This is a genomic window from Gimesia aquarii, from assembly GCF_007748175.1.
In the GTDB taxonomy this organism is placed as follows: Bacteria; Planctomycetota; Planctomycetia; order Planctomycetales; family Planctomycetaceae; genus Gimesia; species Gimesia aquarii_A.
The window spans coordinates 2637154-2650941 of record NZ_CP037422.1 but is presented as its reverse complement, the minus strand read 5'-3'; the positions used below and the strand labels follow the sequence as shown (position 1 = coordinate 2650941).

The window sequence follows — 13788 nt, the reverse complement described above, 5'->3', positions numbered from 1 at the left end:
GGAAGTGCCTTCTTATCTTTTCATCACGAATCGTGGCAGGTCTAAACCTTGCCGAAGATTGTCTTTCCTGTGGAATAGAGGTCATCACAAGCTTCGCCCATACGGGTTGCGACACCTTGTTCTGCCGCTTTCAGATAGCTTCGGGGGTCGTAAACTTTTTTGTTGCCAACTTCTCCTTCAATTTTTAAAACGCCATCGTAGTTCTTCATCATATGATCTACTACAGGACGAGTGAAGGCATACTGTGTGTCAGTATCAATATTCATCTTCACGACACCATATTCCAGTGTCTCACGCAGTTGATCTTCAGGGGTACCAGAGCCACCATGAAAGACGAGATCGAACGCTGCCTCTTTACCATATTTGGCAACTACTGCTTCCTGGCCGAGCTTGAGAATTTCTGGTCGCAGCTTGACCGAACCCGGTTTGTAACTGCCATGTACATTTCCGAAAGTTGCCGCGAACATATAACGGCCCAGACCATTCAGTGCTTCATAGACGGCAACCATATCTTCGGGGGAAGTATAAAGTTTGTCGGCAGGCTGATCCGAGTTGTCAACTCCATCCTCTTCACCACCTACAACACCGGCTTCTACTTCCAGAATGATTTCATTTGCTGCACATAGCCTTAAAAGTTCGACAGACAATTCCAGATTTTCTTTTAAAGGCAATTCCGATGCATCCAACATATGTGACTGGAATAAGTTCGGAAGTCCGGCCTCACGACGTCGGGTTGTTTCGGCAATTAATGGTTTCAGGAATGAATCGACTTTTCCGGGTTGGCAATGATCGGTATGCAGGGCAATCAGCACATCATAGCGTTCTGCTAATCGGTGAGTTGCTTCTGCTAAAATGATTGACCCCAAGACGGCGTCTTTCTGTTCCAGGCCGGAGGCAAATTGGCCACCGCCAGTGGAAACCTGAATGATTCCATCTGATTTTTTTTCTGCAAATGCTTTTAAAGCACCATTGATTGTGACCAGAGAAGTCACGTTCATTGCGGGATAGGCATAATTACCTTCTTGAGCGGCATCCAGCATCGCTGCGTATTGAGCTGGGGTTGCAATCGGCATTGGTTTTTCCTGTTCAGTTTAAAAGTAGTTGAAAATATTATCGTTCTGAATACTTAAAGTCAGAATGACAGCGTACATCTTACTCATTCAGGGCTGTTACTCAGAGGTCTGAAGTGTCGTTTCTTTCATCACTGAAAGCGAGCAGCAGGGAACCGGATATGGTTATTTCAGAGAGCACAATTGTAAGGCTCCCGCCTTTTCGAACTCATGGCTGAGAGCATTCGAACTTTGAGTCCACCTTTTTACGCTGCTTTTATACAGTTTATTAGCAAGTTCCGGCCCGTCATTCAAGTGTGAAGCGATCCCGGAAATATGGATGCAGGGTAGCTCAACTGCTAAAATGCCTATTTTTTCAAAGGAAATGGAGGCAGTTTCGGCAATTTTTTCAACAGATTGAATCGGTATGGCTCTGAGGGAGTCTTTTCTGGATCAGGGGAGAGGGTGGCATTGGTGTGTTCGTAGAGTTTCGGCTCAGGTGTATAGGCGATAACGCGTAAATCATCAAGCAGGATGGAACCCAGTCCATTGAGTGACATTGTGAGGACCAAATTCCCAGTTTGCGAAATTTCGCGTATGAGGTCAAATTTTTGCCAATCACTCTTTTCGCTCCAGTGAAGTGCACCACCTGGCCCCATAATACTGTCCTGCAGAGTAGCACCCTGCTGGTTACCGGTAATGGAAGTCGTCACTTTAATCCAACCGGTAATATGTACAATTTGACCACTGCGAACCGCAAGGGGAGGCGTCGTAACTTTGACTAGCGGCCCCTTGATATTTGAAGGAATTTCATTGCGTTTCAAAGGGGCCGCCAATAATCGTAGACTGAAGTTACCAGACTTTTTATCTCGCGGATACAACTCGGCAATCGCTTCGGTTCCCTCAATCGAGTTCTGTTCGTGTTTCCAACGTTCAACGACCATTGTATCAATATCTTCAAAGTCACCAGAACGTAACATGTTGGGTTCGATGTTCTTTGAACTGCGTCCAATTCGTTCGATCATCTTCCAATGGTCAGGCAGCGTGCTATAAGAAATCGTAAACGGGCTTGTCAGAGCAGAGGAAAATGTGCGCGTCGCTTCATGCCATTGGGTTCTTTGCAAAATACGGAGCATTTGCATGGAATCACGAGCACGCATATGCGCGGTACGATAGTCCCGACTGGCTAATGCAGTTTCCGCCTCACTTGCCAACTGTTGTGAACGTTTGAGAATCGCCGGTCCATCCATGCGTGCAATCTGGCTCACGCCTAAATGAACGAGTTCCGCATTTGTTTTTTGACAGCGTTCCAGTTTAGCCTGACATAATTGCACACTGGTTTCAGCAGAAAGTTGGCTAAGTGAAGCGACTTTTTTTCTCAGCTTTTCAATGAGACCCTGATCCGAGGTCATAATGATAATTGAGGTCATATCAAATTTGGGAATCGTAATCTGTACGCCCCCATTCACACGCTTCCGCTCTAAATTTCGGATTTTTGTCGTACTTAATTCCCAGACTGAGGCAGAGACATTTCCACCCGGTACAATAATTGTGGCTTCATTACCGGCCATCTGATCGGGAACATACTGAGCATTATTACGATACCAGACTGGTAGAATGAGAATGCCATATTCAGAATGAATGATGGCTGCCTGCAACTCCTGTTCGATTTGTTCTTCTTGTTGAATTTGTATTTCCCGCTCTGCCAGAAGTTCATCACGCAGAAGTCGTTTCGAACCAGAATTTTTGAAGGCAGCGCCTAATTGCCTGATGTGTGGAGTCGCGCGTTGTCTCAAGCTAAAGGGAATGTGGGAGGTGACCGTTCCCCTTGCCAGCCAGGGTTCGATCAGCTCAATTTCCATGTTTAACTGTCGAATGGCCAGTTTTCGTTCTAAGGCACCCGGAGTGGTGGTATCATCAAGTCGATTTGTTGTCCAATAGCCGGTAGCACGGCAACCTGCGGAGAGCGCCGCATAAGTTTGTAAGCGAATCTGCTCGGGCTCGATCACAATGGGTGTTTTGTTGGATCCACTTCTCCAGCGTTTGTTTGCAGATGTAGGTTCCGTTTGAATCCAGGTCCAGAGAAAGCGACCCGGCGCAATCCGACTTTTGTCGATCAGGGTATTTCGATACTGCAGCAAACTGACATCGCTATTCAGTATATGAGGGCTAGAGCCGATCATTGAAACTTCACGTGCGATTTGTCGTTCATTCCCCAGAACGTCTGCCATAATCGGCCGCTTGAATTGCCGGTCAGCACTTTGAATTTGTCCGACCCGACTGAGTAGTTCGACCCCCTGTTTGCCTGGAATGCGTGTTCCCAGATTCCAGAAAATGATGGGGGCTGTCTGATCCTCGAAGGGAATCAGTGTCGCATCTCGTGACGGGAGGAATGAGCCATGTTCATCTTGAGGACGAGGAGGCGTTGCCATGGCCCATAGACCCTGGTTTTGTAATTGCGCGAGAAACTCATAATCATCGAATTGAGGTGCCCAGACTACGTTCAGGCCGGTCTGTTTGAGTTCGACCAGATTCTCTCCATGAAAGCGGGTCATCCGGGGAAACATTGGTTTTCCCTGTACCTGGATTCGATCAAGCAGAAATTCCACAATCGGCTTCGATCTTTTTTTATGCATCGCAGCCGCTGAAGCCATTACTGATTGGCTGGGTTTTACAATCGGTGACAGTTTTAAGTCGTCCAGAAGAAATTCCACTTGATCTGATGAGGATCGCGTCACAATCAGAACTCGTTCCACATACATATCTCGTGTATCGACTTGACGGAGTTTGCTCCGTCCTCGTAATAATCCAATGGATTGATTTACGAGTCCTTCGGAGGTAGTACAACGAAGCTGCTGCCACTTTTCTTCGTCGGTATAAGTATCACCAATCAAATAGATTCTGGCCATCGTCCCCGTTTCCGGATCGATTTGATGTGGCAGTACCGCCTCGAGACCAATTCGAGTACCGCGTCTGTTGGACTTTAACCAGAGTGAAACCGTCAACTCATTAATAATACGACTGGAAGGTAACTGGTGTGACAGTTCAATGATGGAACCGACATTGCCAGTGACGATTTGCAAATGTTCGGCGGCCGTTCCTTCATGGGGTGTCGTCGTATTTCGGACATGCCACTTTTTTTGTGCTTGAGAAGGATCAATGCGAACCTGCCAACTGACTTTTGACGTATCATCAAAATTAGCATGATAGGTTTCGGCGCGCAAGAGCGACGCGATGCACAGTTCCAGAATCAGAACCGCCAGCAGACCAATTCGTCCTTGAATTAACTCACAAATTTTGTGTGGCATCAATGCCCAAACTCTGGCCCATCCTGGGGTAGAAAACGCTGTGGAAATGTCACAATCTAGACTAATTTACATACTAAAGTCTGGAGGGTTTTTAAAAGTGATCAACTACTGCTGGGCTTATATGTTTCCCAGTTTCTTTAAACCGAACATCGTTCAGCATTCTTTACAAATTGTTGATTACAAACGGTTTTCGTTTCACTTGATCAACGTCAGCGTTGCTTTTTCTCAACCAAGCGTTGAAGTAGCTAAAAACAGCTTGAATCGCTGGAGATTTTAGAAGAATCTTCAAATTGAGCCAAGACGAAGCCTTCCATTTTTGCGAAACTGGTTAAAGGGACGTCTGTGTGAAAATGTTTTATAAGTTGTTTATTAGATAAGACTTACATTTAATTCTTTTTTAAAGTTTTATAATCGGCACAAAATCTGTTCTATTAGTTACGAAGTTTTCCATGTGGATTCATGGATATGGAGAAGGCACAGGCGCAAACTGAGAAATGATACATTATGAATACGCGACTTTCCGACGAATCAGATAGTGCAAGTTTACCCCGTGAAGTAATCGATCTGGGTAAGAAAATCGCAGAGCTTCCACCAGAGCTTCAGTCGCAGTTGGAAGTTTCCTATTCACGAGTTGTGGAATCTGTGAAACGCCGCCGTCGTATTCTGGGTCTGATTCAAGAAGCATTGGCTCAGCTACGTCTGGATGTCAAATATCTGATGTTCGATTTGGATGCTACCAAAAAAGAACGTGACGAATTGAAAGCGCGCCTCGAAGAAACCTAATCAATTACGTTGAGAACATTCTCTCGCTTTGATCTTCTGCTGTTTCTTTTCGCTCTTGTTTCCGTGACCAGACTTGCGCCAGGATGGTTCCCGTCAACATACAACCAAACATATAAAGGGCGGGCGGAAGTGCAATCAATTCTTTGCCCGGAAACAAATCACTCGCCAGGACTGCTCCCAAACCAGCATTCTGCATGCCCACTTCGAGTGTTAGTGCTCTTCGTTTTGCTTCATCGAGTCTGACGACCGTACCGGCGAGATACCCAAACAGATATCCCAAAATGTTAATCACCAGTAAAGTCGCTGCAAGAGACAAAAACACCTGCTGCAGACGATTCTGATTCAAACTGATAATGGTCGCAATGATCCATAAGATCGAAAGATTAGCGAACGTCGGTCCAATTAACTGCATGAATCGACTGAATCGTTGATTTTTGCGAGCGAGCAGATGCCCGGCAATCACGGGAATGACAACTTGCAGCAGTAATTTCACAAATGTGTCGATCGCGAGTTGTACTGCGTTAATATCAGTACCCGCAACTGCGAGATATAAGAATAGCGGGACGATCAAGGGTGAGAGCAGGGTCGCTGTTGTGGTCAGACAGACCGAATAACTGACGTTCCCTCGTGCAGCCAGGGTTAATACATTCGAGGCCATGGCACCGGGAACACAGCCTACCAGAATAATACCAATGCGCAGCTCTGGATTGTTTAAAAAGAACAGGCTCATCAGATAAGCCAATCCAGGCATGACAGTATATTGCACAAATGTGCCACTTAATACGGTATGCCAACGGCGGAAGACCTCCTGTACTTCATCGGCGGGAAGCAATGCGCCGATAACGAACATCGTCAAAGCAAATAAATACGAAAGATAAGGCTTCGAAGCATGAAAGGGGTGGAAATCGAAGGGAATGAGTTGATCCCAGAAGACAGCGACAGCAGATAATAGAACCAGCCAGAATAGCAGAAAGCGTTGCAGCATGATTGATAAGTCCGGAAGATTCAAAGGTCTGTGTTGTTTTGGGATCCCAATATTCTGAGAGGATCACTGCTGCGATCATTTGTGGGATGTTCTAAATCGGTTATGATTCCTGAATGTAATCGAATTGTTCCCGAATTTCTATGAATAACACCATAATGATGAATGCGGACCATCTGGCCGATTTTGTAACAGACTTCGAAGAATCGGGGCAGGTAAAACGCATCTCTGCTCCCGTGGAATCGGAGTTGGAACTCGCCGCGATTACAGAATATGTCATCAAGTCGAACCAGAACGATACTGCACCAGCCCTGTTGTTCGATAACGTGATCGGGCATAAAATCCCTGTGCTCACAAACTTGTATGGTAGTCTGCCGCGGATGCTGCAGATTTTGCGTACTGGTTCTCTCGATACAATTGCCGATCGAGTAACGGGGTTGTTACAGCCTGACCTTCCGGAAGGCTGGCTCGATTCTTTGCAGATGATTCCACAGTTTTCGCAGTTGCTCAATATCAAACCGCGAGTTGTCAAAACAGCCAGTTGCCAACAGGTAGTCAAATTAGGTCGGGATGTCAACCTCAGAGAATTTCCTCTCCTAAAGTGTTGGCCGGATGAAGAATATTCGACAATCACGGCGGCACAAATTGTGACCTTTGATCCCGATACCAATACCCGATTTGTCAATACACGTCCGATTCAAGTCATTTCAGATCAGCAATTGGCCATTCGCTGGAGCCAGCATGACGCGGGTCACCAGCTCTTGCAGAAATATCAGTCTCGCGCGCAGCAAATGCCGGTGGCGGTAGTATTAGGAGGTGACCCGGTTTGCCTCTATACAGCTCACGCACCACTTCCAACGCCAACGGATCCTTATGCCTTCAGCGGTTTTCTCCGCAATCGCGCTTTGGAACTGGTCAAAGGTCGCACCATCGATCTTGATGTTCCCGCACAGGCAGAAATTGTAATGGAAGGCTTCATTGATACCACAACAGAACCACAGGAAGTGAGTGTGGTCGCCAACCCTACAGGTTATTACAGTGCAGCGGAAATGGTGTTGCCATTACATTTGTCTGCCGTCACGCATCGCGCGAATCCGATTTGGCCGGCTTTGATTCCTGCCGCACCGCCCGCGGAAGAGGGTATCTTTTCTCAGGCAAACGAACGAATCTTTCTGCCCTTGTTGAAATTAATGGTACCGGAAATCGTAGATGTTCATTTTCCCTCAGCAGGAGTGGGACGCTATTTGATGTTCGTGAGTATCCAGAAATCTTATCCGCAGCAGGCACGCCGCGTCGTGAATGCATTGTGGAGTCTGGAACGCTTACTCTCATTAAAGATGATTGTTGTCGTGGATCAGGATGTGAACGTGCATGATGAGCAGGAAATCTGGTATCATGTCAGTACTAATGTGGATCCCGGACGTGATTTGATTGACTCGGAAGGTCCCGGCGATGTGTATGATCACAGTTCAAATGTGATGGGTATCGGCCATAAGCTGGGATTCGATGCGACCCGGAAATCAATGGCAGAAGGCCATTCCCGCGAATGGCCCGCTGCGCTCAAAATGACATCAGACATAGAACAGCGCGTACGTAGCCGATTAGATGAACTAGGCCTTTCCTGAAAAAATAAAGCAGATATTCCAGCTATGAATGTAGACAAAACCGGCTCACGTGTGCAGCAGATGTTTGGCGAGATCGCGCCCCGCTATGACTTTATGAATCATTTTCTTTCGGGAGGTGTAGATTATTATTGGCGATGGCGAACGGTGCGGAAAGTGGCACCGGCGGGAGAAGCACCGATTTTGGATGTCTGCACAGGAACCGGTGATCTTGCTATTTCGTATCTCAAAAGGACCGGCGGCAAAACACAAGTCATTGGTGCCGACTTCACGCATGATATGCTGAAGCTGGCTCTGAAGAAAAACAACAGTGAGGCCCTGAATTTTCTTGAAGCAGATACGCAGCAGTTACCGTTTGCCGATAATCAGTTTCAGATCGTCTCTGTTTCATTTGGATTGAGAAATGTATCCGATACCAGACAGGGGCTCAAAGAAATGATTCGCGTTTGTCAGCCTGGGGGTCAGGTTGCCGTACTGGAATTTTCGATGCCCACCAATCCATTACTGCGTGCCGGCTATCAATTTTATTTTCGACATATTTTGCCAAAAATGGGACAATTATTGGCCCGTAACAGACAGTCAGCCTATAACTATCTGCCGGAGTCGGTCTCTGAGTTTCCGTATGGGAAGGAGTTGGCCGATTTGATGGATGAGTGTGGATTACAGAGAACGCGCTGGTATCCGCTCACATTCGGAATTGCCACGCTGTATGTCGGTACGAAACCGGAACTCTCAAATGAGGGGGAGAATTCGGTTTCAGAATGAATTCAGAAGTAGAAGATAAGGTGCATCCGCATGTCTAACGTTGTCGTTGCAATCACAGGGGCCAGTGGTTCCATTTATGCTGTCCGATTGGTCGAAGTTCTGATGGCAGCCGGACGTACCGTCCACCTTACAATGAGCCCGGCTGCGACTTATGTGTTAAAGCAGGAACTCGGACTCAAGATCGACTTAGAAGAATTCGACCCCAAGCAACTTCTTCCCGATCCTTCGAACCTTCCGGAAGATAGCGCGATCAGCAAAATGAAGAACGCGTCCAACGAAGATTTTGCGCTGAGTTCTGTGCTGGGGGAATCCGATGTGAAACAGGGAGAACTGATTTATCATCATTACCAGGATTTTATGTCGGGTATTGCCAGCGGGTCTTTTTTGACTGCGGGCATGGTGATCTGTCCCTGTTCGATGGGAACCCTGGGAAGTATCGCCTCAGGGGCTTGTAACAACCTGATTCATCGGGCTGCCGATGTGCATTTGAAAGAGCGACGCAAGCTGATTTTGGTAGCCCGCGAAACGCCACTCGGTTTGATTCCGCTGGAGAATATGGTTCGTTTGACGCAAGCCGGTGCGACGATCATGCCGGCTGCGCCTGGCTTTTACCATAATCCGGTTACGATTCATGACTTGGTCGATTTCATTTCAGGGCGGATTTGCGATCATCTGGGAATCAAGCACGACATTCATCAACGCTGGGGCAGCTAGGAATCAGCGCGTTTTGATTTGATCACCAGATGTGTTCCGTCTACTGACTTCTGAGAGCAGGTTTCATTGCGATTCTCTCGTCAAGCGGTTAAAAAGAACGGTAGAGACAAACAAACCCAACTCATCAGTCGGACTGATCTATAAATGGAACGGAAGGCCTCCGTGGAATCGATTTCCCGCATTCATCAACTCGATACCAGTGTGATTAACAAGATCGCCGCGGGGGAAGTCATCGAGCGTCCAGCCAGTGCTGTGAAAGAGTTGCTCGATAACAGTGTCGATGCACTGGCTACCCGCATCGAAGTCGACATCATGAATGGGGGGGCCGACCTGATTCGCGTCGTCGATAACGGCGAAGGCATTCACCCTGACGATTTATTGCTCGCCGTTTCCAGCCATGCTACCAGTAAAATTACTTCAGCCGATGATCTCTTCAGCGTGCAGACCATGGGCTTTCGCGGCGAGGCACTGGCTTCGATTTCCGAAGTCAGCCAGTTTCGCATTCGCACACGCACCGCCGATCAATCTCAGGGCCTCGAATTTGAAGTCAACACCGGAGCCGCCGGTAAACCACAGCCTTGTGGCTGCCCTTTAGGAACGTCGATTGAAATCAGGCAGCTCTTTGCCAATACACCAGTGCGACGTAAATTCCTGAAAACGACCAAAACCGAGTTTGGTCATATCAGCGAGCAGTTTACCCGCGCGGCACTCGCACATCCTCGACTCTACATGGTGTTACGCCACAATAGTAAAGTCATCTTTGATCTGCCCCCTTCAGATAATCTGATCGATCGCCTGCGTCTGTTTTATGGAAAGAAACTGGCCGATCACTTGATCTGGGTTGAGTCGGAAGTGGATGACATTCGCATTTGGGGATATGTGTCTCATCCCAGTCAAAATAAATCGACTCGCAAAGGACAGTACCTGTTTTTGAATGGTCGCTGGATTCAAGATCGCACGCTGCAGCATGCGTTGACCGAAGCCTATCGAGGACTACTCATGGTGGGGCGACAACCGATCTCGTTCCTCTATCTTGATATGCCGGCTTCGATGGTTGATGTAAATGTGCATCCGACGAAATCGGAAGTGCGGTTTCGGGATGGCCAGAATCTGTATCGTCAGTTACTTTCTACGTTGCGCAGTCAGTTTCTAAGTATGGACTTGCAAACGCAGATGTCACTGACGAAAAAAGGTGACATTGATCCTGGTTCAATTGCATCACCTGAAATACCCCAGCAAAAACAAACACAAATGGACCTGACCAGTTGGGCGAAGGAACAATTGGGACAGGCGATCGAAGAGCGTCCTTCGATACAAGTGAGCTCTACACCGCGTTCAATTTCCAGCAGACCCGAACCGGCCAGACCACTTAGCAGTCAGAGTACGACGGACCGTGAGAGCACAACGCTTGCCAAGTTTCAGGAAGCCGCCGAACGTTCGTTGTCACAATCTGAAGAGGTCAGTACAGAGCCTGTTCTGATTCCGGAAAGTGATCGGCAGGAAGATCAATTTGCGGAAGTCGCGACCGCAGATTTGAGACCGATTCAAGTGTTGAACTGCTACATCGTCGTTGAGATCAAAGGGGCGCTCACAATCATCGATCAGCATGCACTCCATGAACGAATTATGTATGAATATTTCCGGAAGCGTGTGTTGGCCCAGTCTGTCGAGTCGCAAAAGTTACTCGTCCCTTTGACGATTGAGATGAGTCCCAAGGAGACGGCTCTCATTCTGGACCATGCGGAGATGCTCAACAGCTTTGGTCTAGGCATTGAAGAATTCGGCGGCAACACTCTATTGGTAAACAGCTATCCTGTGATGTTACAGCGGGTGAATCTGGAACAGTTAGTGCGTGATATTGCGGATAACCTCGATCAATCCAAACAACCTTCCCGGCGTGACCTGCTGGATGATTTAATCACGATGATGTCGTGTAAAGCCGCCATCAAAGCAGGCCAACGTTTGACGCAGGAAGAAATCTTCAGTCTGCTTGAGCAACGTCATCTCATCGACGACGCCCATCATTGTCCGCATGGAAGACCCTCGGCATTAGTACTCAGCCATGCCGAACTCGATCGACAATTCGGTCGTATGGGGTAGGTTCAAAGTTTTCAGTTCCGCATTTTCATTGTGAGGTGAAAATCTGGAACAGGAAACGATCTTGACTCTTTCACAACGCTTGAAACGTCATTTTCTCCTTCATTTCATGTGAACTATTTTAACTTGACACAGCCTTGCCTTTCTCGAAACTCCGTGATCTGCATCGCGCGCGCGAGGCAAGAATTTTTTGTTAGTAAATACTTCCGCACCTGCCGAAGAGAGCATTATAAAACCTCCTATGTTTGGCGAGAGTTCGCAATCTTTATCAACAGTAGTTCCGTTTGAGCACCATGATTCAGGTCCCTTCAACCCTCTTTGGGTTGCATAATGATACACATTACTGCGTCGATTGTCACAAACCGAGACAATAAGGCGCATAAGTCTTTGCTTGACCTCTTCACGCCGTTGGCGATGATGGTTCGAAGTCACAAGACAATCCTTGAGAGAAGTCAGACAATACATATACCAGAACATCATGGTCGATAGATTCCAATGAAGAACAAACAAAACAAGACTTAACAGGTCGATAGAAAAAACTGATTTTTCACTAGCTCAATTTAGTCCGTGAGCTCGCATTCTACTTGATCGCAGTGATCTACTCAGAGATGAAAATTCGGCAGTGTCATTCGATCCTAGTATCTTGCTACGAGCACCATTGAACTGGGCTTACAGGATTGATGTGGCTGGCACCTTTTTCTACGCGAAGGAGGGTTTCGTTATTTCGTCGTTTGAGTTGCGGAGGTGAAACTATGCAAGGTTTCCAAATGTTTATTTTGTTAACAATTGCTATAGGAATTCTTTTGTCTAGTGGTATGATTTCGGACCCTACCCTCCAAAAGTGCTGAATGAATACCTCGGAGGTATTGGTGTTAAACACTGACATTGTATATGGATATGATTCTTCAAATCATTGGATACATAAAAAAGAGCGACTCGAAACAGACTTGCCAATATGCTGCGTAGATACTGCATACCTCTTCTTATCTAATGTACGAAGATTTCTTAACGGAATCATAATTGACGCTGTTAACTTAGATCAGCGTTTAGAGCACCTTCTACTTTTTGCTCGTGCTCCCCCCAAATACTGTCAGATGATGGAATCTTTATGCGTCTTTATCCGATGTTAACAAAAAACCCGACAGGAAGTGTGAGTTCCTGTCGGGCATTGTCAGCATCGAAATTTAGCCACCTTTTTTAGGAAAAGGTTTTCCAATGACTGACACCAATACAAGCCATGATACTGAAATCGGATCAATTGATAAGGGTATTTCTTACCAAAATAGTGACCAGGAGAATTTTAAGCCAAGATGGCAATTGCCAGAATCAGGGATTTATGCAGTGTCTTACTGGGCTAAAATGTATGATGTTACTGAAAAAACGATTTGCGAATGGATCGTAAAACATAAGATTCCATTCATTGGGTCAGCGGCAAAAAATTCATTCATTGATGCACATGATTTTTTGACATATATGCGAAGGGAATATAAAGAAAACGATGAGTAACTGTGAAACTCAGTCACATTCGCTGACCCCTTTAAGCTTCACTCGCAAGAAAAAATTGTGTCCCTGCATTCTACTGGATATGATCAAATAGCCCGAAAGTGATCTTCACGAGGTTAAATAGTACATATCTGGGTGGTACGATAGTTGTCACCGTATTTGAAATACACACTCATTCAAACAGTGCGAGTGACCATGTCTAATAACAATTTATTTTTCAAATCTGGATATGGCTTGCTAGTCATAATCGTATTACTCGTTTTATTGTTGAATATGAATGAACTCAGATCAAATGCTTTCAGTTTCGCTGACTTTCCACCTGAGGAAATGCTAGGTTCAAGCTATCTACCTGAAGATGATTCCGAATGGATTACCAGCCTGCCAAAAGAACAAAGGCGTGCCTATACTGAAAAACCTTATTTTTTGCCTCAGGGTCTCAGTAACTGGGAGCGATTAGGGCATTTAGAAGAACACAAAATCGAGTCAATTCGTATCTTCATACCGAGTGGTAGGATACCTGGTAAGATTGGTGATGATGATGTTTATGCTGATGTGACGATCAAAGATCCGAAAGTATGTAGAATGTTTTCTATTGCACTACAACCCAGGTATATTTTACGAAAACTCGCCTCTGACTGTGGTAGAAGCCAAGGAGGTTATGGTGCAGGAGCCTCGTTAGGTGTGATGAAGGTGCGGTATAAAGGTGTTAAGAAACCGCTCATTATTGGTATTGCAAAAATTGGTTTTTATCTGGATGTCTAGTATGGAAATGATAGGCAGGTTTTTTATTCTAAAGCCCTTTCTGTTGCCGTTGATCATGCGTTAAGAAAGTACGCAAAATACCAAATTCCTGCTAAATATCTTGCAGAACAATCCGGGAGTGTTTTTTTAACTCTCCCCGATGAGTTGAAGGATTTGGACAAAAAGTAACAGCTCATCTTTTAACTAGCGTCTGAAAAATGAGC

The 13788-nt window shown here is 46.3% G+C and carries 10 protein-coding genes; 7 read left to right on the top strand and 3 right to left on the bottom strand.

All coding sequences use genetic code 11. The features are described from left to right. Positions 1-41: 41 nt before the first annotated feature. Both fbaA and V202x_RS10430 read right to left on the bottom strand, forming a co-directional pair. Positions 42-1073, bottom strand: coding sequence for a class II fructose-bisphosphate aldolase (gene fbaA / locus V202x_RS10435; protein WP_145174030.1), 1032 nt, complete (start codon positions 1071-1073; stop codon positions 42-44). A gap of 344 nt (positions 1074-1417) precedes the next feature. After that, entirely contained in the window at positions 1418-4357 is a 2940-nt protein-coding gene (locus V202x_RS10430) for a hypothetical protein (RefSeq protein ID WP_145174028.1), read from the bottom strand. Positions 4358-4861: 504 nt separating this feature from the next. Between V202x_RS10430 and V202x_RS10425 the strand changes: the two genes are divergently transcribed. Beyond that, the gene (locus V202x_RS10425) at positions 4862-5140 is read left to right on the top strand and encodes a transcriptional regulator (protein ID WP_144988713.1); all 279 of its coding nucleotides are present in this window, start codon (positions 4862-4864) and stop codon (positions 5138-5140) included. A gap of 4 nt (positions 5141-5144) precedes the next feature. Here V202x_RS10425 and V202x_RS10420 read toward each other — a convergent pair whose 3' ends face one another. After that, on the bottom strand, positions 5145-6125 hold the full coding sequence (locus tag V202x_RS10420) for a bile acid:sodium symporter family protein (RefSeq protein WP_145174025.1): 981 nt from the start codon (positions 6123-6125) through the stop codon (positions 5145-5147). Between the two features lie 140 nt (positions 6126-6265). On the opposite strand from V202x_RS10420, the gene V202x_RS10415 reads away from it, so the two are divergent. The 6 genes from V202x_RS10415 to V202x_RS10390 all read left to right on the top strand — a co-directional run bounded on the left by V202x_RS10415 (position 6266) and on the right by V202x_RS10390 (position 13585). Next, positions 6266-7747, top strand: coding sequence for a UbiD family decarboxylase (locus V202x_RS10415; RefSeq protein WP_145174021.1), 1482 nt, complete (start codon positions 6266-6268; stop codon positions 7745-7747). Between the two features lie 24 nt (positions 7748-7771). Beyond that, on the top strand, positions 7772-8509 hold the full coding sequence (gene ubiE, locus V202x_RS10410) for a bifunctional demethylmenaquinone methyltransferase/2-methoxy-6-polyprenyl-1,4-benzoquinol methylase UbiE (protein WP_145174018.1): 738 nt from the start codon (positions 7772-7774) through the stop codon (positions 8507-8509). Positions 8510-8539: 30 nt separating this feature from the next. Next, on the top strand, positions 8540-9223 hold the full coding sequence (locus V202x_RS10405) for a UbiX family flavin prenyltransferase (protein ID WP_144988705.1): 684 nt from the start codon (positions 8540-8542) through the stop codon (positions 9221-9223). Between the two features lie 162 nt (positions 9224-9385). After that, entirely contained in the window at positions 9386-11323 is a 1938-nt protein-coding gene (gene mutL, locus V202x_RS10400; protein WP_232098934.1) for a DNA mismatch repair endonuclease MutL, read from the top strand. A gap of 1212 nt (positions 11324-12535) precedes the next feature. Continuing rightward, on the top strand, positions 12536-12826 hold the full coding sequence (locus V202x_RS10395; protein WP_145174013.1) for a hypothetical protein: 291 nt from the start codon (positions 12536-12538) through the stop codon (positions 12824-12826). Between the two features lie 192 nt (positions 12827-13018). Then, positions 13019-13585 (top strand): hypothetical protein, encoded by a 567-nt coding sequence (locus V202x_RS10390; RefSeq protein WP_145174010.1) that lies wholly within the window; start codon positions 13019-13021, stop codon positions 13583-13585. The last annotated feature ends 203 nt before the right edge of the window (positions 13586-13788 follow it).